Here is a 20,875-nt window from a genome sequence, read left to right on the forward strand (position 1 = left end):
AACTTCAGTCAGAAATTCTTCATCTTTGAAACTAGAGAAAGATACATGTGATCCCTCAGTATCGACTTCAAAGTAAATTCCCTTACGTAGCAATTCAAAGCAACAATCGTATCTTTGAGTAGCCACATCTAAGTTATTTGTCTCCATATCCATCAATCCGTTTCTGAATTTTCTTTTTGATTCTTTTGTTTTTTGTTTTCTTCATGCGTCTATTCAAATCAGGATATTTTACAATCTCTTTCCTGATCCATTTTGGGCTAAATGGCGCTTCAATCATCTCAGCTTCTACGATCGAACTTGGATTACCTACTGTCAAATTGATTCCCTTATCTGAAGTAATGTGAACATCGCCATTCGATTGAATTTTAAAGTTTCCCAGCTCGATGCTATCTTTACTAATCTTGATGCTCTTTTCTTCCTCAAACACGTCCGCTGCCAATGGTTTAACTGGTGTGCTAAATCTATTTTTAACCTTTTTGATGAACTCTTTGATTTTATTCATTCGTTTTCTCCTTGTTATATGAATTTATAATTCCGATGAAATACAGCTTTTACCTATTCCTCAGACAATAACAATGAATCTGAAGGCACATGCCTGATAATTCTGAAATCAATAAACATTCGATCAAAATCTTGATATCTACGCTCTACACGACAAGTGTCAGGACTGACCAGTAAGATTGGATAGTCACATGATTCATCAGGATCACAAACAATTAAGAATTCTCCCCACGAATCATCCGTGACCACATCTCCGTAATTCAAATCAGTAACTATACTATCTTTAAGTTTTAATTTGATTCTAACCTTCCCCTTCGCTACTTAGTCTATCTACCAACTCTTGCACTTTAAGTCCATATTCAGTCCTGCTTGCTTTTGCTGACTCAATTACCTTACCTATATCACTCTGCTTAGAGACGATCTGTTTGACCATCTCATCTACAGAGGTTTCACTTATGTATTTGACAGTTTTAAGCCTATTCACAAACTACTCTGTCTTTCTGATATTGCTGATTTTTCAGTTCTACCGCTTGCGCAAACATTGCACGACACATAATATGTGACAAGTGCTCATCAGAGGTATCTCCAGCCAAATAAGCATATGCATGAATCAACATGTGATTGATGTGATCCCTTACTTCAATATTCATCCAATTGTCTGCACCATATTTATCTGCTCCATATTTCAAGACTTTCGTCATCTCAAACATTGCAGCAGGATTGAGTAGATCAAACCGATAAAGGACTTGTGACTGCTTACCACCAAGTTCGTTGGTTACTGTTGGAGCGTCCTTCCCTACTCCCTTAACAACTTCACTCATATGTATTCATCCTCTTCTAATCAATGATTCTTACTCTCACATTCTTCTTTTTACCGAACTCTAACGCTTCATCTAAGTCTTCAATGAACAAATCTAATTTGTTTCCTTTGATTGCACCGCCAGTGTCTTGTACAATTCGCTCTCCAACGCCTTCTATGTAAATCTTAGTCCCCATTGGAAACACCTTCGGATCTGCACTTGCGGTCACGCCTTCTTTGGTGTATACTCCTGAAGCTGTCTTGCCGTAGTCTTTATCCCCTTTTACCTTCCCCGTGGATTCTTTTCCATTTGTGTAGGCGGTAATTGTGAAATACATCCACTTTACTTCTTTTTTAGTCTTGCTCGGTTTCTTCTCACTAACTTTTACTTGCTTAACTTCCTTTTGAACTACTTTCTTAGAGTCAACCAACTTTTCAACTTTAACACTCTCAATCTTAGTCGTGTTTTTCGCTTCTCGTGCTTGATTGGCACTTTCTAATCCTGCCTGACCAATGGACAGTGCCAACAATAGAGATAGGAGTACTTCCAACGTATCACCTTCCTGATATTTGATTATAGTAAAGCCCCACTATTTCAAGTGAGGCCGTATGTATTATTGATTTACCACTGCGTGATGACATCACCATTATCCTTAATGAAAGCAATGGCTTCACCGTTATCATTTTCAATCCAACCCTGATAACCTGTATCAGATCCATTTGAGTATTGATAGTATTTCAATCAACTCACCTCCTTTCAATCTATATGTAGATATATTTTAATTATGAATCTCTGCATATAGACATTAATTCTTTATGAATTCTGTCTTTCATGTACTCTATGTATTAGATTGATTTTACAAAATCAAGGGCTTCTTGAAGCTTCTCTGTATCAGTAATTGTTCTAAAATTAGGAACACCAAGGATATCTTTAAATTTGGGCACAATTTTTTCTGTTTTATCATTAGAACTGAAACGATCAACCTCTGTTTGAATGGCATTGATTAGATCGTCGGCTGAAGCTTTTGCTTCCTCTTTCTCTGCAAACTCCTGAGCTTTTTGTTCCTGCACTGTTTCTTGTTCTTCCTCAATCTTCACAATATTCTTTCTAGATTCTGCATCCATTTGACCCTTTACGGCTTCTTCATAGATTCGCATGAACTCTTTAGAGCTATAGGGAACGGGTTCTGATGGAAGATTAACATATCGTCCACCACCAATTGATACAAATTCATTTGGTCTGAACAGCATCATAACCTGAGTCTCATGGAAAGCACTTGCCTTATCTTTTCCTTTTTTATCTTTGATATTTTCATCTAATTCATTTCCGTCTTTGTCTAAAATCACAGTATCATTATAGAGTGTACAAATCAGGCTCGCTTGCGATTCGAACACTTTCTTGCCAGTAGCAGACATCATCATATCAATAGATGTAAACTTGTTACCATTACGAAGCGTGGTTTCTCTTTCTTTAGACCAAGCAAGCGACATTGTCCCATAACCTGAATTTTCCAATGTATCAAACTGCTTATTCATTTCTGCTGTAAGAAGGGTGTATCCATTATCAGTAGTTTTGTCGCTAATTTCTTTCAAGGAGGTATATCTTGACCCATTTCTCTTGTTAAAGTCTCTAATAACCCACTCTTCTGCTGCTGCCATTGCTTTATCGGCAGTATCTACACCAAGAAGTTTAACAATTTTATTTGTGCTTGCTTCCTCAACAAGATCCTTCACAACTGTACTTCGGAAATATTCCCATTGATCTGCTGGAGTTTTTCCTTTTGCATGAATAGGGACAACGTTCTTCAGACTCCATGTTTCCCATCCTTTTTCAAATGATAGCAACATGTAATCATCTGGATTATCGTAATGAAGTTCGGTTACTTCCTTCCAAAGCCGCGTTTTGCCCGACTTATAATTTCCAACAATAAGCGAACGAATTCCATGTAGAGCTACCTTTGGTACATTGTTGATTACTGCGTCTCTCAATCCCATAAATTAAACATCTCTCCTTAGAGTTATATATTATTTTTTTATTATTGTTTCTATTGATATGGGGGTGCAATTACATACACCCCACTTGTAATGCTCAGTTCTTATGCAAATGGATCATCATCTTTGTTGCTATTGCTGCTAGAAAAAGGATCTTTATCTTTATCTGTTTGACTAAACGGGTCGTCTGAATTATTAACACTATTGAACGGATTATTACTTGTCAAAGCTACTGTTTTTCTCAATTCTTCTTCAGTTAAAAGCTCACGCATCAAACTACTCTGAACATAGCTGATTACTTCCAAACCTTTTTTATCTCCATTGGTTACGCGCTCTTGGCGAGTTACTTTCTCACTACTATCGACTTGGCTAAACGGATCGTCTGTTCCAATTTCTTCAACAACATCTACATAAGCAAAGGTTGCACGGTTATTGTCTTGACCAATAACTTCAATGAAATCATAAGTATTTAGTGACGCAAAGGCATCAGCCATCGAGATTCCTTGTTCTACCTTCTTCTGATAGACCATCATCTCAACATCTTTTGGTTCAGATCTCTCTACTCCATTTGTCAAAACGACTGCGTTCACTTTCGTATCACCAGTTTCACTATCTTGATATGTAGTATTGATACCAATCTGCATGTTAAAACGATTTACTTCAATAAAATCAGGTGATTGGAAATCACAAACATAGTTGATAGTATTTTTATCGACTTTAATTTCTTTGACCTCTCCATCGATAATCACTTTTCCTTCCTCGTTAATCGGATTAATAAAACTGATTTGTCTTGAGATACCTTTGATTACTTTTCCGTCTTCGGCTTCAAACTCGTATGGGATATATTTCCCCTTAACTTCCACCCAACAATCTTTCTCTACGATCTCTTTAAACTTTTCAATTCTATCCCATTCAGGCTCAATGAGATGATATGTATTATCTGGATAAGCTTCTTTATTGAATCTTTTATTCCATTCTACTTTTGCGGACTTGCCATGTTGTCTGCTATATGGATACGCATATGGCTTTTCTTTTCCTGTTACTTTAACTTTTAATTCATTACTCAGTGCCGTTTCAACAATAAATTGAAATACTTTCTTTTTACCCTCTTCTTCTGTTGAAAAGAATGGAATGTCTTCCCAATTATCTGTATTTTTATCTTTTTCTTTAATCGGTTTTACTTTTCCGACGAAATGAAACCCACTATTAAATTCTTTTCCACCATGATTGTTGTTGAGTTTGATTTTGTAGTCTGCCATTAATTATTTAATCTCCCTTTGTGTATATGTATTTTTTGATTGTTGTCTCTCTGGTTATTCAGTTACATTGGAGGACTTCTCAATCTGCTTGTCATATGCTTCACCACCTTTTCAAAGTGAATTTGCTGCCTCTATATAATCACGCTGAGCGTGTTATTTTTGGTTGAATGGGTCTCATCGGACTTGAACCGATATTATCTGATTTATGAGATCAGAGCCTTAACCAATTAGACGAAAGACCCTACTTAATTTCTTGATGAAACTATTATTTTATTAAATTGTTTGGCTTACTTACTCAGTATAATCCAAGATAATAAATTTGTAAATATGTATTTTTATTCTTTATTTGTTGCCGGGAAATCCGGCTACATGAAATATCCTGTGAAATGGTTAAATGGCACAGTAGGATCTTGAATATGAAACTCATAGATTATTTCTGGTTTTTTACATCTCAATGTTTCCAGCTTAGCCCTGTTTATTTTTTCTTGGAACAACCTCTCCAATGCAGAAGTTTCATCGTCTCTATATGTATTAACAAACTCGCTGCATGAATCAAATCGTGTTTCAGAAATCATTGAGACTCTGTAACTATCTAGATATTCATTGATTTGATATCCATTCATACCACTACACTTACTGACAAAGTCTTCGTTATTAAGACAATCTGGGAAAAAGAATTCAGCTATGGTTAAAAGTCCGATAGACTTGCTGCTAATATCAACACTATTTTTCATATATCCATTTCCTCTCATGTTATCACATTGTAGTTGACTTCCTTAACTCATATTTTAATCCATCTTTTAGCACTTGACAAACACTTTAACCCCCCTACTAAAAATGCTTGACAAGTAGATAATATTGGAAAGTAACCCATCATAATGTCGATGTATGTCGAATATATCTTAATCAGAACCTATGTTCTCATTTCATTATACATCATAAAGACATTACGTCAAAGAACAAAAAAAATAATACATCATCTATTTATATACTTATTTTTATTCTTATCACTATTCTGTTCAAACTATTTTTTACCAAATAGTTTTTGGAAATACTCTTTCACTGCACTCTTTCTAGCTTCTCCAATTATTTCTATGTAATCATCTGATTTTACATCAAAGAACATTTTTCCTTTTTCATAGTCAATAACTTCGGCATGATGTAAATTCCCCATTCTTCCACGATCAACAACAATCAATCCATTATCTTTATGTAATAAATGCATAATAGCATCATTACTTGTACAATACACATATTCATTTTTGTCGGCAGTATGGAATACCGTTTTAAACACATGTTTAGCACCAAATTGCCATCTACTTGTTGATTTTATGTTTGCTAACGGCAACCATTCAGCTTCGTCACTTATTTTTTTTCCCTCTTTCCTTTGCACTATAATTTCCTTCATTTTCTTACACCTCTTTTTTAAAAATCTGCCCCCCATCATTTACAGCAATGAGGGGCAATATTATTATTTCATTTCTTCAGGTACTGGCTCACTGTGGATCAGCGTCCAGCTTGCTGTATTTACACCAGCATAAGCAATTGCGCTCAGCGCAAAACCAACCATTGTCATAGTAAATTTCATAAAGTTCAATTTAATCATTTTATTCACCTCCCTTCATGCGAACCAAAAGGAGACTTTGTGCTAACATTGAGCAACTAACAATTGGATTCTGAATTAGAGTTCCGATCAATACAGTTAAAATTGATATGTACTTTAAGTACTTAAAATACTTTTTTAAAATCTTAGTTTGATTCTCAATATTTGATGGTGCAAATATCGTAACTAAAATTAAAGCTATACCAGAAATTATCCATTCAAAACCCTCAAAGTTATCACCAAATGAAGCTATAGAAATTATTATTATTGTTGAATAAATTAAGCATAATTCTGGATATTTACTGTGATATCCCCCAGAAGTCATTCTGAGTAATGAAAATGACAGAATACTCATTAAAACATTATTATAGTTGTTTAACATAAAACCGACAAGTAACAATAACATGATAGGTAAGATATTGGTAATTATAAACTTAATTCCGTATCTTGTTATTCCATATGGTGGCAATTCGTTAGGGTATTTGGAAACTAGTGTTTGGGAAAGGTTGTTTACATATCTATCGATCATATTGATTCACTCTTTTCTTTAACGACATCTATAAAAATAATATTTATTAGGCAAACCATCCAAAATAATAGACCAAGGTAGACATTTTCAATTTGCTTAACATTGTAAAGCAAGATAATTGCTAGTAACCCAATAGTGATACTGATAACGTTTGTTTTGTTTATTTTAATTTTAAAAGTGTAGTCATATGGCATCGTAGTATACCAAATCCTTCTTCTTTGTAAGACTAAAGTAAGCACTATCAACATTGAATCTCCAATGAGTTGAATATAAAATCCGTAACTACTTAGTGTGACTGAATAACTTAACCCAGAAGCAAACATCATTAGTATTGCTACAGATATCTGTGATATGAATTGAACTCCAAATCCATAGATTGCTAATTTAATGCTACTCCCCGGTCTAATCCTAAAATAAAATGTCAACAGTGCTGCTAATGATACGAAACATATTAATGGGATGGCTCCTGAAATTGCATCATTAGATCTCATCAAGAATGTTCCTACTGAAATTATTACATTGCTCACTAAAATTTCTTTCCAATAATCCTTGAAGCTTACTTTAAAGCAACCGAAGGCAAACATAAAAATTGTTATTCCATCCAATAATGACATCAGGGCATACATTAGATCGCTTTTCATTTTCCTAATCTCTCCGCTCTTTAAGAATGAATATATGTATTTGATAAATTAAATATACCACGAGATTCGATCTCCGTCAATCATTTTATTAAAAAAAAGAAGAATAAAGATAACCTTTATTCTTCTCCATAAATTGATTCTATATTTTCAATATTCAGAAAGTCTGCTTTTAGTCTGCCATACACATAATCTCCATCCTTTGTGCGTCCTACGTTGTATCTTTCACATACTAAAGCATACTCCTCTTTTTCCAGTTTGTTTCGCTCTTCGAGTAAATTATGAGCCATATAGAGCATACCGCTATTTCGTATGTTGGTTGGAGTTAGAGTTGGAACTTGATATAGTTCAGCGATCTTCTTAATTCTTCTATTTATTAAAGCTGGAGCCGCTGGGGTATTCCCCTGCGCTCTGGTGCGCGCATCTTCAGCAGCACGAACCACATAATCTGTTTTAGTCAAATAATTCTTGTTGTTTCTCATTCCATCAAATGTTAATCCATTATTTTTATAATTGACCTCTTCTGTATTCGCAATCCTCATTATATTATATAGATCATTTGAGATAGGAATTGTTCTTATTTCATTACCATCTAATGTTTCATTTACTAGATCTACTTCATACGCTGGGGGATTTTCGCTTATTTCTTTAACTCTGCTCATTTTAAGTGTTAACAGTTCACTATACTGTCTTCCGTAGATTCCTTCATATATCGCCAAGATAGCTATCTTGTCTTGATAATTCATGCAATTTTTGACCCATTTCAATATGTCTTTGTGATGAAAAATGTTTGGCTCACTGGTGTCTAGAAACTGCTTATAATACTCGCCTGAAGCAACAGCGTCTAAGGGATTAATATTGTCCACCCGTAGATCTTGAGCTATTGCCCATCTGATATAATTTTGAATTATGTTTCCAGAATGCATAACAGTACTAAGTTTTGTAGCTTTCAAAATATATAGTAATTGGCCTATTTCACTTAAATTAAAATCATAAAGGTCTTTACCAAGTTTGTTTTCAATTTTTGAGGCTCTAAGCAATATTCTTTTGTATGCTATCTTAGTTGACTCTGTCTGATCTTTTAAATACCTTTCTTTTTGTAGCGGATTGAAAAATTCATCATCATATATTTTATTCATTTTATTTTACACCTCTAAATAAAGATTCAAAATATTCGACTATGCTATTACGGACTCTAGAGTTTCCAGCTATACCCTTTTCATTGAGTAATGTCTTTAAATTTTCGTCTTCAAAATCAATTTTATTTATCATATCCTTAATTTCGCTCAAGGCTACTTTATTATCTTGCATATACTTTGCAATCACAGTGTATCCAATAAACATTAAAGGATGGTTTATTAATATACCTGTACTTTCTTTGGTTCTTTGTGAAAATTCTAAAGAGTATGTCCCAAGAAGATAAACAAAGAAGTTATCTAAATAATCTGCGGTTTGAAGCACATCAAATTGTTTCTCTATTTTAAATAGTTTATCAATTGCATAAGAAAGTATATCAAAAGTTGTTAAATCTCCGTTTAATTCATTTATTTTAGTTGAGGATACAATTCTTTTACCAAATTCAGATTTACGTTGTAAGTTTGATACCACTTTATCTGACATTCTAACTTGGGATAGCTCATTCCTTCTTACTTTATTCAGAACATTAATTGTGTTTAATTGACCAAAAAACTTTTGCGCTGTTGGCTGATCATAAGATCTAATTGATAATATTAGATCTAACTCTAAATTCGGATTTAGGTGAAGAGCTGCTACTGCTCCTTGTAGTCGATGAAATCCATCTACTATTGATATAATAGATCCATTGTTGATAATTAAGGTTTTCTGTTCTTCATGAAAAGTTAAGGGCTCAATTTCCGTTGAATAAACGTTAAATGTTATCATATCTTCGAAATAATCATTAGTAGACATCTTACCTGCAATTCGCTTAACACTGGCCTTATTCAGAACTGGGGTTTTAACAATACCACCTGACTTATTCACCTTATAGTTTGCTCCACGCTGCGCTTCGTAATCGTATATTATAAGCTGGCTTTCAAACATTTTGACTAATTGCTTGACTGAAATTTTCGTAACATAACTATCATCTTTAATTTTTATAACATCACTAAAAGGCAATGGCAGATATATTTTCTCACTAAGTGTACTATTTAGAATATCTAAAGCATCTCTTATTTCTCTATCTCCGAACAAGGACTCTGTATGTAAGTCGTTATCTTTAGTTAAATCATAAAGTGCAATAGATATTCCAATTAATACTGGTAACTCTAATTCAGTTATAACATAAGCATTTGAGTTTATAGATTCGATAATTCCAAAGGGTACATTATACTCAGATAATATAGTATTTAATTCATTTAAAGATTTTCTTGAATTTTTAATTCCATTTAAAGAGACTATAATCCTTTTTTCAATTTCAATTCTTTCTAATTTCATAAATATGTACACTCTCCTTTAGAATAAGTATAGCATAAAAGAATAAATATAATACATCATCTAAAGGTGATTTAGTTATTTTTTAAAGTTTCTTAACAATTTATTAATACATTTAAAATGATTACGAAGAATAAATGATGTTTTTTTCTTCTTAATTTCTAATTTACTACAAAATAATTGCTAATGCAAAAAGTTTATTGAACACAAAAAAAGCCTCATTCCTGAGACTTAGCGTTATCTTTTAGCCATTGAGTTAAATCTAATTTTGTTTGATTAACTATATTATCTTTGTTATCGTATATTCTATAACCATTAAACAAAAAGTTGCTTAATTCATGCGGTTTGTCCGCTCCTAGTTTTAAACACTTCCAAGTCTCAATTTTTGATGTACTATCATAGTCAATTAATTTCATTAAACTGTATCTCTTCATATAGACTCCTCTTGTTGCGTAACTAAATAAAATGATAGAATGAAGAATGATATGACTTCCTGTTTTTAGGGAGTTTTTTGTCATGTGCTTTATGTGGAACGATATTCGTTCCACTAACTATTACTATTATAAAAGGAGACTATTTACATGTCAAGTATGCGTACAAATTGGTGGTTCGAAATAAAATTGCAATCTATATTAGATTCTAGAGATATATCGAATAGAGAATTCTCTCGGCTTACTGGAATTAGACACTCTACAATTAATGACCTATGTAATAATGATGTTAAGCAAATACCTATGAAAAATCTAGCTATTATTTGTGAAGTATTAGATATTGAAGATTTAAATGATCTCGTAAAATTACATAAGTAGAACACAGTGTTTAAAGCATCTGAAGGGAAACTGCTAAAGCACTCTTAATTGGGGCCTGAAATTTCTCAGATAAGCTTGCAATTTTAAATTCTAATTGATCTTTGGAAATAGTCATAATTTGTTCTAATAAAATGATACTGTCATCATACAATCCTGCCTCTTCAGCTCCCACTTTTACATGTGTGGGTAAATGTTTCTTTACTTTGCTTGTTACTGGTGCAACAATTACTACTGGACTGAATTTGTTGCCCCTATCATTCCCCAATACAACGACTGGTCTCTCTCCACTTTGAACGCTTCCTTTGTTTCTTCCCAAATTTGCATTCCACATATCAAGTCTTTTAACTTCTTTATTTAGTAGTTGATCCATAGCAACTGCCATGTTATCACGCTCCGTATAATTATTATTTATTATATTCATTCTTTAATTTTATTTCTCATCTGTATATTCACTATTATAATAGTAATCACTTCATATAACAATAGGGAACGTTTGTTCTATCACACATAAGTCAAGAATAATTAGTAAGGGGGTAAAATATTCCCAAAAGGAATGTATAAACTATTGACAAAAAGGATATATATGTTATTAAAAGGTAAGTTGAGGTGAAGTTATGGTAAGAAAAGACAACTGGACTGCTGACGATGATCAGTTACTTGCTACAACTATTTTAACCAATATTGCTAGTGGGAAAACACAATTAAGTGCTTTTACTGATGTTGGTGAAAAATTAAGCAGAACTTCTGCCGCTTGTGGTTTCCGCTGGAATTCTAATGTAAGACACAAATATAAAGAGGCTATCGCTAACGCAAAAACGGAGAAATTAAATAGTAAACTGAAATCTGCTTCAACTTTCAAAGATAACACATTTTCATTTGATGGTGCTATTACCTATCTCTTAGCCGCTAAGGATGAACTACAGCGCCTTAACAGAGAAAAAGAAGTAATAGCACAAAAGATACAGAACGTATCCTTAGAGATCGAAATTAAGCGTTCTGAGATGACTTCGGATACAATGCAAAATACTCAGGCTCTTGCTATGATATTGTCTAAGGCTGCTGATTTAGGACTATTTGAACGCAACAAAAAACCCGCCATTTAATTGGTGGGTTTAATTATATATCTTTATCCAATCTACATTTTATTGTGTTTTTCTGTACACACAACAATTGACTATTTTGTCCAAAAATTAAATAAATGTTCAGTTGTATTATGAGATATCTGATAGTACGTTAGATAAATTGCAACCACCGCTAAAAAAATAGTTGCAATTGTTAAAGCTACTGTTTTCCTCTGTAAAGAAAAATTTGTCTGTAGTGTTGCCAATTGAATAGTACTGTCAAATTGTCTAGTTAATGATTTTGCATGATCATCCGTTTTATTAATTAAATTGACCGTATATTCAAACAAGAGCTTGTCGAAACTCTCTATTTGAAGTTTTGAATAATAGCTATAGTCTGCCTCGAATTCGTCTTTGATCCTGTTGAACATATGAATGTCCCGCTCTAGTTCTAGTCTGAGATTTATTATGTTTTTATAGTTGATCTTTTTAATGGACATTGAGTTATATGAACTAACTCGAAACAAAGCAATCTTTTCACTTATACAAAGGGTGTATCTTTTGACTGTCATTATTGGCAATATAGACCTAACAAAGTCATCTGCTTTATGAATAATAAAATCTTCATTTTGTTTATCGAAGTGCTCATCGTCACTTGCATTATATAAAATATTAAGAGAGTCGTCGAATCCGTCAAAATATTCTTCGTGGAGATCCCACATTTTATCTTCTGATAGACTATAATTACGTCCATTTTTTAATCCAACCGAAGGCCAAAAATAATTTTTCTCAGGTATATCAGATTCCTGTTTAATTCTATACAACAACAAGCTCGGAGCTACGATGTTGTTTTTATAAAAGAAAGCTGGGATATAATCACTAATCGTATTAAATAATTTCCATTTTAATTCTAAAATTTGATCTTCTAGCATTCTTCTTTTTACAATCTCAGGAGGTAGAGTTGAGCTGTTCCAATATTTTAAAAACCCCTTAATTTTGGGTTTGAATATCAACTCTCCTTCAACATTACTCTGGATCAAATCCCTTAACTTGGATAAATATTTGGAAGAAGGGCTTATCAAAAAGTTCACAACCACAATTGAAGATGTAACCTGTGTCGCCTGTATGTTGACGCGATCTACAAAGCTGCCTATCTCCGTGTCTCCCCTGAATTTTATGTAGCCTAAGTTGCTCCATCGGTTTCCATGAATGTTACTTGTTACACTATCGCAAAATTCATCAATATAATTGAGATTATTAATGTTCAATTCTGGACGATACTGATGAATTAACTTTTTCAATCCGTTTTTTAAGTCTGCTAACTTTTCTACTGGCACTATCTCGGCAGCCACTATGGATAATAAGTCTACCTCAGTACCTTTCGGAATGGAGACCTCGCCTTTATTTAGTATTGAACCCTTTTTGCTCCAATAAAAACATGATAGTAAATTATTTCGATCTTGTTCCTTAATTTCAATGCGAGATATTTGTTGCGCCAAGAAACGTCCAAATTTTTCGCGTCTACTTAATCTTCTTTTACTCCAAGGATTGGTTAATTTCAAAGTGTTCCCCCACTCTTTTTTTAACTAAAGATTCGATGAATCATGCCTTTTATCTCCAATTATACTCATTCTCTTGTGTTTCTGAATCTCCCAAGCCAACTAAAATCCAATTCCTTTCTGCATCCTCACCACAATTCGGACAGTTCATTTTAGAAATTCTATCAATTAATTTTAAATCAATGCTTTCTGCAAATAAGTTATGTTCACATTTTCTGCATTCAAAAATCACTTCATTTTTATTATCCATAGTGGATCTCCCCTCTATCTGGCATATCTTTTTTTACTTACCAGAATACCTGTTCACTGTTATCGGATAATGGTATATCTCAATATCCTCTGCAATGAACTCTCTTCGTTGAGCTGCTAATAGAGTCTCATACATGTTCTGTCTCCCAACAGGATTATCCGTATGTATGTAGATCTTATCGGCTCTTAATCCATGTTCACAGAAATACTTAACCAAGTCACATCCATTAGGTAACTCTTACACCATCCACATCCTCGCCCAGATCGTGGTCTAATGTAAGAATAGCCACCTCTTTGGTCTCAAGAATATGTATTGCTTCATAATATGTACGAGCGACCACGAAGCCATCTGGACAGTCTCTGAGGTCGTCAACGTATAGGTTGATCTTATCTCTCATGGTCGCACATCCTTCCTTGTGAAACACATCTTTTATGAGAACAAACTCTCATATTTTACTCTGAACAATTCCGTGTTTGTTGTACCTAAATAGGCTAGTATGGTAGACATAATAAATGCTTGCACAAACCAGCCGGGTTTAGGATATGTTTCTGTTATCCATTCTGCAATAGGTACAGTAAAAACACGAGTTTTCCCTTGTGATCTTTTTTTGTATTCAAGAGAATTTTTTGAATATGAATACTTAATTGATAAGTGTGAATCGGCGTTCCGAATTGTACGATTGATTAGATCGTTCAGTGCGAAGTACTTATTGTCGGTCTCGGAGTTAAAAAAATCAATTTTATTATTTAAGGTCATTCGAAAAATTTGATTTTCGTTAATTTGTTTTTCATTAATCAATAAAGCAATTTTAATACACGGAAAGAGTAATTGTCCCACATACTCCACCCACTTTGAGTACGCCGTGATGTAAGCTCCTGCAACTCTTTTGATATCTGAAGATTTATTGTTTTGACCTTGTATCTGATATATACCATTAATTGCTTCTCGATGGAATCTTACAGCTTCCGTATAACCACTCATACCCTCTAGTTCTGGGTTGTCTTGTGTACCTCTCCAGTATTCAGACAGTATGTCGAATGTATCTTGTGGTTGCTTCTGAACAGCCTCAACAAAGAAATCAATAAATTGTCTGATAAGATCTTTTACGTTGTCTTTGCCAATCTGATCTTTATCACCCATCCAATGATCAAATATATGTACTAAATATTCTTCCATGTTAAGGGAGTCTCTTCTCTCTAAATTCCTAATTGCCTCTTCACCAAGAATGCCGTCTCTAACAAGATCATCTAGTTCATCAGCCGCTTCATAAAAATCAGGATATTTGGTCTGATCATTCGTCACAATTCGTCTCTCCATTCCTTTTCAGATTAATTTATTATGAATTATGAAGCTATAATAGCGATAGTTTCGTGAATTCACCTCATCGAAATCATCTTGAAGGTCTTCTGGAATAATAATTTTTCCATACTCCCAAGCTCCCAATTCAAGTATATCTTGCATACTTGGTATATTAATGAACTCTGCTTTATGCGGGTTGTTTAAAAAATCTAAATAGTGGCCTATTTCATGATATGTAAGCAATATAACAAAGTGCTCGTAGTCAAATTCATAATTTTTGGATTCTTGTTGACACAACCTTTCAGAATACTTAAAGGTGTTTGTCTCATGATTATAAGCCATAGGGGATATATCATAATTAAAATCAAAATTTGCATCATTTACATGCAAATTTACTATACGTCTAATTGTATCTTCTATCATTAATTCTGCTTCCTCCATTTGGTAAAATAGCCATTTTAACTAAGCGTCAGAATATAAGAAGACTTTATTCTTCCTTATCTCGTTGTCTCAGTTCAAAAATAAGATCATCTATCCCCATTGGTTCCCCTCTTTTTCTCCGTTCAAAATAAGCTTTTTCTTCTTCAAGCTCCCTTCTTTTGATTTCTTCAATCCTTTTTTCCTCAATTAATCTTCTATTTGCATTGGCTTTTTCGGCTCTTTCCTGATTTAACCTCTTTATAACTATATCTGAATTTCCGCTAACAATTTCGAAATATTCCTTAAGTCTATCAATTGATTCAACATAATCTACAAATTCCATTTTACTTTTCTTAAATGAACTTTCTCCTCTAAATATTGAAAAGAACTTCTTCCGGAATTTCAAGTGATACTCTTGAAAACTTCCTCCATAATTTACATTCGATCTAATCACATCTTCAATTGCTCTTCTTAATTCCCAATTTGAGCTGTTCATGGAAAACTCTCCCGACTTCAAATGAAATAGTTATTTGATTAGCTTGGTCTTTTCAATTAATTCTTCAATAGTATTTTTGTCTATAGAATCTAGTTTAACCGCATGTTTTGATTGCTCTTCTTTGGCTAATTCAAAATTATCAGGCAAAACTGTAATTACTGTGTTTGTGAGTTGAATGGATACAGATCTTGGATTCTTTTCTTTCAACACCTTGAGTCTGAAATGAAAGTTGCCTTCGTGGTTCACACTTAATACAACATATTTTGCTCCATCATTAGCTAAGTAAACATCTCCAACTTCAAATACCATAATACATCTCCTCCTGAAATTTAAATGAAATAAACCTTTTACAATCATATGTATGTCATAATTATATAGCAGTAAACTTTAACAGTACACTGTTGCTTCATCCAATACATCATTACTTGATAATGAAATTATATCACATAATATTTTACAATACAATACTTATTTTTACACTTAAAAAGGACGACACATAGTCGCCCCTCACTAGTTTATTTTGCATTATATTTTTCTGCTGCCTCTTTTAAATTGATCCAATTCCCATTATGACTCAACACTCTCAATGTACCATCTGAAAACCGTTTACCATGTTTAAACATTATAGTAATGCTCCTTTCCGGTTTCACTTACAATAACGTTAATGTGCTCCTTCAGTTGAGATGTGAGGGCATATACACGATCCATTAACACGTATGCCATTGTGTTCTGGCATCGGCCTTGCTCTTCAATAGTTTCGATAACAGTTCCGTTAGCAATCAAGTTGTATGTATTCATTAATTATGATCCTCTTTTCGTATTTTTATTTTTTATAATTGTCTTAGAAAGACTTATTTCATCAACTCTTTGTTGCTCCTAATAAAGCGTTTCTAGTATCCGAGAACAGGAGAGGCATCAATATTGACACTAAAAATACTATAAGTAACCAATAAATGATTTGTCCATCTGCGACACCCCATATTGCGGCCTCTAGAAATGTAGCTGGTAATATTCCCAACAGCCCAACAATAGCGCAAACTTTCATTAGCTTCACATACCAATTAGGTGCAATTTTAAACATGGCTTATCCTCCAGTCTTAAAGTAAAATACTTCTTTTACTCAACCCCATATCATTCGTTTTTTTATTAATAATCATTATTTTATCTTTTATGAAAGTATCAAGTGCCTCTAATACTTGCAAGAATCCCCCATCGTTTAAGAATTCCTCTTCGAGTAGCGCCATACTCCATCTATTAAATGTTTCTGGAAAGTCAGCTCTTAAACGATACTGAAAGCCTGTCCTGTTATATGGTTCTATTAGTTGTATATATAAATTACTACTTTTTAAAACAGTCACCCCATGGCTTGAACATTCCTCTATCAAACCGTACTTAGACGATAGGATTTTTAGGTAGTCCATTGCTTCCCTCCCCTATTAAGATGAAAGAATCCTTTCATCAGCTCTCAATCATTAAATCGTAAGAAAGCATCTCTGTCATAAAAAGCAGCCTTGTAAAAAATAGATGCTCTTTCATTGTTTTTGTTATCTGTTAAGTAAGACCACATGTGATGTTCAGAAGGTTTGATGTTCCATCCATCAGGAAGTTTTACATCAAAAAACAAATCCCCTTTTGAATATTGCTCGTTATAGTCTTGAACGGTCTCGATTCCCATTTCTCTCAGTCTTTCTATATATGTGCCTTGCTCATGAAGATTACCGTTATACTTACATGGTAATCTACTAGCATTAGTCAGTTCAGTTTGTCCGCGCTTTTCTTGTCTTTCAATAGTCGATGACTGACCTTCTCCAAGCATAGCACCCATAAATAATTCCAATTCATCACGTTTGTTTTGCATTGTTATTTCGTCTCCATTTCTTATAAAATAATCTTTTCGTTCAAATTTGTAATCTATCATCTCAAATGATTTACCATAAATTTAAGTGCTCCTGTATCAATGAAAGCAATATGCCTGTTATCGACTCTAACCCTAGCATCGTCTAAATTTGAGAAGTAATATGTTGCCCCCCAAAATCCAAATTTATTATCTTTTAGATAAATCGGTATACCTTTATATTCCTCAACAAAACGCCGCTCTTTTAGGATTTTTTCAGCTTTTGGAAAACAGCCAGAACAAAACAGTCCAATTCTCTCACCATCTAAATCCGCTAAACGTTTGATGTTCTTAAAAGTCAAGTCTATATTACATTCTTTGCAATAGACTTCATACATGAATTCATCTCCTTAGATTTGAATAAATTATTCATTTGATTTACTCATTGATGATCTGTTCGATTCTTCTCAATTGATCTAGTGTTAAATCAACTGTCCCATATCGACCAAACCTTTCTCTTAAATTGCTAGTTATCCTTTTAGTTTCTTCTTCGTCTAAAATTTCTTGTTTGGAAAAGTATAGCTTCCAGTCTGGTTCATAATTTGTTCTTTGTCTTTTCGTTACAATTTCAAAAGTTATTATTGTGTTTTTATTTTTAACCGAACGGACATCAAAGTATTTTCTACCAATCTTATCAATTACATATTCAGCTATTTCAGGACTTTTATGATTTCTCGCTCTATTTCCTACTGCTTTAAGATATACTGTGTCTCCTGTTTTCACCGTTGAATCCCCCATATTATCTATTCCGCACATTCATCAAGATAAGCCTCATCGAAAACTTCTTTACACTTCAGGCATCTCCATTTTGTAGAACCTGCCTCCACAAGTGTATCTTCTTCACATACTGGACATTCACGGTCACCAATCATTTCTTCTGCTTTCACTTTGAATACCTCTTTCTCTATTGAAATTTTAACTTTTTATCCTCATGAAAGGATCATTTGATTAAAACCTCGTGTTGGTAATATACATTTCTTCCGCTTTGTTGTCTGTCATATATTTGTGACTGCAAACATCATTGTGAAAATACACATACTGATATTCTGTAAACTGATCACTGTCTAATAATATGCTTACGCACTCGTCTCCTGCCTTAAAATGCTTCTTTCCACAATAACATACCTCTTGATGAGTTTCTTTTTCTTGTGCAATCGAAATCATTTTCCCTGTTCCATTGCATCTGAAGCATTTTCCGTTCTCAATATGATGAAAATGAGGAATCACTCCCTTACCGTTACAGAAAACACATTTTTGATTGATCATCTTATTTGCCTCCTAAATGAATTTAGTTAAGTATGTTTGTTCTTATAAGAACTATCTTAGTACGAGTTTGCTTATTGCAGTAATTGCGTAGTGTGGAACATGAATTGAAATAAAAGATTTCTCCTCTTTTGAGATTACCATAAATCCATCTATATCTTCAGTACCAACATATACATTCTCCATTACTTTTTGTGCACCATAAAATTCTATTTCTTCTTCTAGAGTTCTCTTATTCATCCCAAATATCTCCTTCATCTAAATTCCTTATAAAATTATAGTTTCAACTAAACTGCAACTGCAATTCGATCCTTAGCAATAACAATTACATCATCTTCCTCACACATTTCTTTAAACAAATCCCGCTGCTGTTCTGTTGGAAACCCATATGTATTCACTTCAATCTTACCAAAAATCTTTTCAATGACAACCACTTGGTACATTGTGATCACCTCTTCTATTTGATAATCTTATATTATCATAAACAGATGTATTTGTATACATATTTTTATTCTTAAAAGATAAAAAAAGATGCTCTAATTAGCATCTCTGTTTGAATCTATTTTTTATTATTCTTTTTCATATATTCAATATAATGTTTCTTACATCTTTCCCTCATAAAGACTTTAGACTTGCATTTCTTTAGCAGACAAATATTAAAGGTGTATTTGTTTAACTCTTCTTTAGTTTTATAGGGATACTTTGACGCCAATTGGGGAGTTTTCTTATTAATAGTCTTTCTAATTCTTTCAGCGGCATTCAACATATATTCCTGACATACGAAACATAATCCAAGAGGATCATTTTCGTTTCTGTAGTTATTACATCTTTCTCTAGAGCATTTAACAAGAATGTTGCTCATGATATCCACCATCCAGTCAGTTCTAAGATGTTATTCATGATCTCATATTATCATTAAAAATTTGGCAGAGGAAAATTATCTTTCAACAAAAAAAGAGATACCTAAGTATCTCCAATATGTACTCAACCCTTTGCACGTCTTTGGCGCTCCTTCTCAGGCCAATCTGAGCCAAATCCCATTCTACCACAATCTTCACAGATATAGTCTCCTGTAGCGGTTCCGAGCATATATTCCTTTAGCAATCTACTATGATTGCAAGGCTTATCTCCATGTGCCTTTGCCGCTTTCTCTTGAAACTCATCTGAATCCTTCATTTGAATATTTTTCAAACATATCACACCTCTCATATATTTCTTTTTAATATAAGGTATAAATATATGAATGTCAATTTGGTAATAAAATCAGACTTTCATGAGCATTTTGATATGTATCATATTTGGATTTAAAACTTATCTTTATACTCAATCTTCAAAGTGTATCCATGTCTAATTTGAGGATTAATACATTTAATCTTGTATCCATCTAAAATGTAATCAGTACCTTCAGTAAGTTTCATTTTGACATCCCAAAACTTCCACCATGGCTTATTAACTGGTCTAGCGAAAACCTGAATATGTTTAGAAATATTATTATCCCCTTTCATGAGCTGATAAGGTATTATCTATTTTTCAAAGCTATAGTTTTCAATATAATCTACTATCTCTTCCATGCTATTTGCCTCGTACCAACCAAAAGGCATTGCACAATGATATCTGTTGTTTGTAGGGTTCAAGAAAACCACATCACTTGAAAAACTTCTGCCTTCGTAGTGTAGATTTTCTGGTTTTTCTTCTGTCCAAGCACCCCAATTACCCAAGTGCCAGCACTCGTCCCGATCAAAAGAATCTAATGTGATATACCCGACCTCGACGGGCGTAATATCATCTTCCAAATTAAGTTTAAGAATGTTTTTATAGACCGCCCACATAGGAAATTGAAATACTTTAATCTTCATGTACAAATCTTCCTTTCTATTTGAAATTCAACTTTCGTTTGCTTTCTTGAATTCCTTCATCAATTTACGCATCTTGTCCATTCCCACACTCTTAGTCTTACTTGAACTTACTGCGTACTCTACAAAGTCCTTGTACTCCATTTCATTAGTGAATATTACTTTTGTTGGACGTATTGGTTTATCGCTCATTTTTTAC

37 protein-coding genes and 1 tRNA gene are annotated in these 20,875 nt (G+C 33.4%); 2 read left to right on the plus strand and 36 right to left on the minus strand.

Translation table 11 applies throughout. From position 1 onward, the window contains the following. Positions 1–133: 133 nt before the first annotated feature. The 14 genes from MKY95_RS19220 to MKY95_RS19285 all read right to left on the minus strand — a co-directional run bounded on the left by MKY95_RS19220 (position 134) and on the right by MKY95_RS19285 (position 10,188). Positions 134–502: a hypothetical protein gene (locus MKY95_RS19220; protein WP_339193924.1), complete on the minus strand. Its 369-nt coding sequence runs from the start codon at positions 500–502 to the stop codon at positions 134–136. A 475-nt stretch (positions 503–977) separates the two neighbouring features. After that, on the minus strand, positions 978–1,322 hold the full coding sequence (locus tag MKY95_RS19225) for a dATP/dGTP diphosphohydrolase domain-containing protein (protein ID WP_110894676.1): 345 nt from the start codon (positions 1,320–1,322) through the stop codon (positions 978–980). A gap of 16 nt (positions 1,323–1,338) precedes the next feature. Beyond that, complete coding sequence (locus MKY95_RS19230; RefSeq protein ID WP_339193926.1) at positions 1,339–1,827, minus strand: 3D domain-containing protein; 489 nt, start codon at positions 1,825–1,827, stop codon at positions 1,339–1,341. A gap of 319 nt (positions 1,828–2,146) precedes the next feature. Beyond that, complete coding sequence (locus MKY95_RS19235) at positions 2,147–3,295, minus strand: AAA family ATPase (protein ID WP_110894680.1); 1,149 nt, start codon at positions 3,293–3,295, stop codon at positions 2,147–2,149. A gap of 101 nt (positions 3,296–3,396) precedes the next feature. Continuing rightward, positions 3,397–4,551: a hypothetical protein gene (locus tag MKY95_RS19240; protein ID WP_339193929.1), complete on the minus strand. Its 1,155-nt coding sequence runs from the start codon at positions 4,549–4,551 to the stop codon at positions 3,397–3,399. Between the two features lie 168 nt (positions 4,552–4,719). Continuing rightward, positions 4,720–4,793, minus strand: a tRNA-Ile gene (locus MKY95_RS19245). A 123-nt stretch (positions 4,794–4,916) separates the two neighbouring features. Continuing rightward, complete coding sequence (locus MKY95_RS19250) at positions 4,917–5,285, minus strand: hypothetical protein (RefSeq protein WP_339193930.1); 369 nt, start codon at positions 5,283–5,285, stop codon at positions 4,917–4,919. A 290-nt stretch (positions 5,286–5,575) separates the two neighbouring features. Further along, positions 5,576–5,959, minus strand: coding sequence for a hypothetical protein (locus MKY95_RS19255; protein WP_339193932.1), 384 nt, complete (start codon positions 5,957–5,959; stop codon positions 5,576–5,578). A 63-nt stretch (positions 5,960–6,022) separates the two neighbouring features. Beyond that, the gene (locus MKY95_RS19260; RefSeq protein ID WP_253437653.1) at positions 6,023–6,157 is read right to left on the minus strand and encodes a cyclic lactone autoinducer peptide; all 135 of its coding nucleotides are present in this window, start codon (positions 6,155–6,157) and stop codon (positions 6,023–6,025) included. A 1-nt stretch (position 6,158) separates the two neighbouring features. Continuing rightward, positions 6,159–6,683 (minus strand): accessory gene regulator B family protein, encoded by a 525-nt coding sequence (locus MKY95_RS19265; RefSeq protein WP_339193934.1) that lies wholly within the window; start codon positions 6,681–6,683, stop codon positions 6,159–6,161. Continuing rightward, a complete protein-coding gene (locus MKY95_RS19270) occupies positions 6,680–7,297 on the minus strand; it encodes a hypothetical protein (protein ID WP_339193936.1) in 618 nt (205 codons plus the stop codon). Before MKY95_RS19270 ends, MKY95_RS19265 begins: the two co-directional genes overlap by 4 nt. 143 nt (positions 7,298–7,440) lie before the next feature. After that, a complete protein-coding gene (locus MKY95_RS19275; protein WP_339193938.1) occupies positions 7,441–8,460 on the minus strand; it encodes a hypothetical protein in 1,020 nt (339 codons plus the stop codon). Position 8,461: 1 nt separating this feature from the next. After that, the gene (locus tag MKY95_RS19280; RefSeq protein ID WP_339193939.1) at positions 8,462–9,775 is read right to left on the minus strand and encodes a DNA sulfur modification protein DndB; all 1,314 of its coding nucleotides are present in this window, start codon (positions 9,773–9,775) and stop codon (positions 8,462–8,464) included. 215 nt (positions 9,776–9,990) lie between these two features. After that, positions 9,991–10,188, minus strand: a complete 198-nt coding sequence (locus tag MKY95_RS19285) for a hypothetical protein (protein WP_339193941.1) — start codon at positions 10,186–10,188, stop codon at positions 9,991–9,993. Between the two features lie 174 nt (positions 10,189–10,362). Between MKY95_RS19285 and MKY95_RS19290 the strand changes: the two genes are divergently transcribed. Beyond that, positions 10,363–10,581, plus strand: coding sequence for a helix-turn-helix transcriptional regulator (locus MKY95_RS19290; protein WP_339200018.1), 219 nt, complete (start codon positions 10,363–10,365; stop codon positions 10,579–10,581). A gap of 10 nt (positions 10,582–10,591) precedes the next feature. Here the strand turns inward: MKY95_RS19290 and MKY95_RS19295 are convergent, their stop codons facing one another. Next, a complete protein-coding gene (locus tag MKY95_RS19295) occupies positions 10,592–10,963 on the minus strand; it encodes a type II toxin-antitoxin system PemK/MazF family toxin (RefSeq protein ID WP_256975341.1) in 372 nt (123 codons plus the stop codon). 232 nt (positions 10,964–11,195) lie between these two features. On the opposite strand from MKY95_RS19295, the gene MKY95_RS19300 reads away from it, so the two are divergent. Then, positions 11,196–11,684, plus strand: coding sequence for an RsfA family transcriptional regulator (locus MKY95_RS19300; RefSeq protein ID WP_339193943.1), 489 nt, complete (start codon positions 11,196–11,198; stop codon positions 11,682–11,684). Between the two features lie 71 nt (positions 11,685–11,755). On the opposite strand, the gene MKY95_RS19305 is transcribed toward MKY95_RS19300, so the two are convergent. The 21 genes from MKY95_RS19305 to MKY95_RS19405 all read right to left on the minus strand — a co-directional run bounded on the left by MKY95_RS19305 (position 11,756) and on the right by MKY95_RS19405 (position 20,868). Continuing rightward, positions 11,756–13,204: a hypothetical protein gene (locus MKY95_RS19305; RefSeq protein WP_339193945.1), complete on the minus strand. Its 1,449-nt coding sequence runs from the start codon at positions 13,202–13,204 to the stop codon at positions 11,756–11,758. Positions 13,205–13,253: 49 nt separating this feature from the next. Next, positions 13,254–13,451 (minus strand): hypothetical protein, encoded by a 198-nt coding sequence (locus tag MKY95_RS19310; protein WP_339193947.1) that lies wholly within the window; start codon positions 13,449–13,451, stop codon positions 13,254–13,256. 33 nt (positions 13,452–13,484) lie between these two features. Further along, positions 13,485–13,667 carry a cyclic-phosphate processing receiver domain-containing protein gene (locus MKY95_RS19315; RefSeq protein WP_339193949.1) on the minus strand — a complete coding sequence of 61 codons (183 nt, stop codon included), beginning with the start codon at positions 13,665–13,667 and terminating at the stop codon, positions 13,485–13,487. Positions 13,668–13,677: 10 nt separating this feature from the next. Then, on the minus strand, positions 13,678–13,848 hold the full coding sequence (locus tag MKY95_RS19320; RefSeq protein WP_339193950.1) for a cyclic-phosphate processing receiver domain-containing protein: 171 nt from the start codon (positions 13,846–13,848) through the stop codon (positions 13,678–13,680). A gap of 32 nt (positions 13,849–13,880) precedes the next feature. Beyond that, entirely contained in the window at positions 13,881–14,753 is an 873-nt protein-coding gene (locus MKY95_RS19325; RefSeq protein WP_339193952.1) for a hypothetical protein, read from the minus strand. Between the two features lie 21 nt (positions 14,754–14,774). Beyond that, positions 14,775–15,173 (minus strand): hypothetical protein, encoded by a 399-nt coding sequence (locus tag MKY95_RS19330; protein WP_339193953.1) that lies wholly within the window; start codon positions 15,171–15,173, stop codon positions 14,775–14,777. A 64-nt stretch (positions 15,174–15,237) separates the two neighbouring features. Then, positions 15,238–15,666 (minus strand): hypothetical protein, encoded by a 429-nt coding sequence (locus MKY95_RS19335; RefSeq protein ID WP_339193955.1) that lies wholly within the window; start codon positions 15,664–15,666, stop codon positions 15,238–15,240. A gap of 30 nt (positions 15,667–15,696) precedes the next feature. Next, the gene (locus MKY95_RS19340) at positions 15,697–15,975 is read right to left on the minus strand and encodes a hypothetical protein (RefSeq protein ID WP_091019920.1); all 279 of its coding nucleotides are present in this window, start codon (positions 15,973–15,975) and stop codon (positions 15,697–15,699) included. A 306-nt stretch (positions 15,976–16,281) separates the two neighbouring features. Next, positions 16,282–16,464 carry a hypothetical protein gene (locus MKY95_RS19345; protein ID WP_339193956.1) on the minus strand — a complete coding sequence of 61 codons (183 nt, stop codon included), beginning with the start codon at positions 16,462–16,464 and terminating at the stop codon, positions 16,282–16,284. 61 nt (positions 16,465–16,525) lie between these two features. After that, positions 16,526–16,747, minus strand: coding sequence for a hypothetical protein (locus MKY95_RS19350; protein WP_339193958.1), 222 nt, complete (start codon positions 16,745–16,747; stop codon positions 16,526–16,528). Between the two features lie 16 nt (positions 16,748–16,763). Beyond that, a complete protein-coding gene (locus tag MKY95_RS19355) occupies positions 16,764–17,087 on the minus strand; it encodes a hypothetical protein (RefSeq protein WP_339193959.1) in 324 nt (107 codons plus the stop codon). A 44-nt stretch (positions 17,088–17,131) separates the two neighbouring features. Then, positions 17,132–17,524 (minus strand): hypothetical protein, encoded by a 393-nt coding sequence (locus MKY95_RS19360; protein WP_339193961.1) that lies wholly within the window; start codon positions 17,522–17,524, stop codon positions 17,132–17,134. A 56-nt stretch (positions 17,525–17,580) separates the two neighbouring features. Further along, entirely contained in the window at positions 17,581–17,898 is a 318-nt protein-coding gene (locus MKY95_RS19365) for a hypothetical protein (protein ID WP_339193963.1), read from the minus strand. A 40-nt stretch (positions 17,899–17,938) separates the two neighbouring features. Next, positions 17,939–18,283: a hypothetical protein gene (locus tag MKY95_RS19370; RefSeq protein ID WP_339193965.1), complete on the minus strand. Its 345-nt coding sequence runs from the start codon at positions 18,281–18,283 to the stop codon at positions 17,939–17,941. 20 nt (positions 18,284–18,303) lie between these two features. Beyond that, positions 18,304–18,447: a hypothetical protein gene (locus MKY95_RS19375; RefSeq protein ID WP_339193967.1), complete on the minus strand. Its 144-nt coding sequence runs from the start codon at positions 18,445–18,447 to the stop codon at positions 18,304–18,306. A 61-nt stretch (positions 18,448–18,508) separates the two neighbouring features. After that, the gene (locus tag MKY95_RS19380; RefSeq protein ID WP_339193969.1) at positions 18,509–18,826 is read right to left on the minus strand and encodes a hypothetical protein; all 318 of its coding nucleotides are present in this window, start codon (positions 18,824–18,826) and stop codon (positions 18,509–18,511) included. 51 nt (positions 18,827–18,877) lie between these two features. Beyond that, positions 18,878–19,063, minus strand: a complete 186-nt coding sequence (locus MKY95_RS19385) for a hypothetical protein (protein WP_339193970.1) — start codon at positions 19,061–19,063, stop codon at positions 18,878–18,880. Positions 19,064–19,110: 47 nt separating this feature from the next. After that, positions 19,111–19,266, minus strand: coding sequence for a hypothetical protein (locus tag MKY95_RS19390; protein WP_339193972.1), 156 nt, complete (start codon positions 19,264–19,266; stop codon positions 19,111–19,113). A gap of 541 nt (positions 19,267–19,807) precedes the next feature. After that, the gene (locus tag MKY95_RS19395; protein ID WP_339193973.1) at positions 19,808–20,014 is read right to left on the minus strand and encodes a hypothetical protein; all 207 of its coding nucleotides are present in this window, start codon (positions 20,012–20,014) and stop codon (positions 19,808–19,810) included. A 332-nt stretch (positions 20,015–20,346) separates the two neighbouring features. Then, a complete protein-coding gene (locus MKY95_RS19400; protein WP_339193975.1) occupies positions 20,347–20,679 on the minus strand; it encodes a hypothetical protein in 333 nt (110 codons plus the stop codon). 27 nt (positions 20,680–20,706) lie between these two features. Then, positions 20,707–20,868, minus strand: a complete 162-nt coding sequence (locus MKY95_RS19405; protein WP_339193976.1) for a hypothetical protein — start codon at positions 20,866–20,868, stop codon at positions 20,707–20,709. Positions 20,869–20,875 lie beyond the last annotated feature (7 nt).

It is taken from the genome of Paenibacillus sp. FSL P4-0176, assembly GCF_037975265.1.
Classification (GTDB): domain Bacteria; phylum Bacillota; class Bacilli; order Paenibacillales; family Paenibacillaceae; genus Paenibacillus; species Paenibacillus amylolyticus.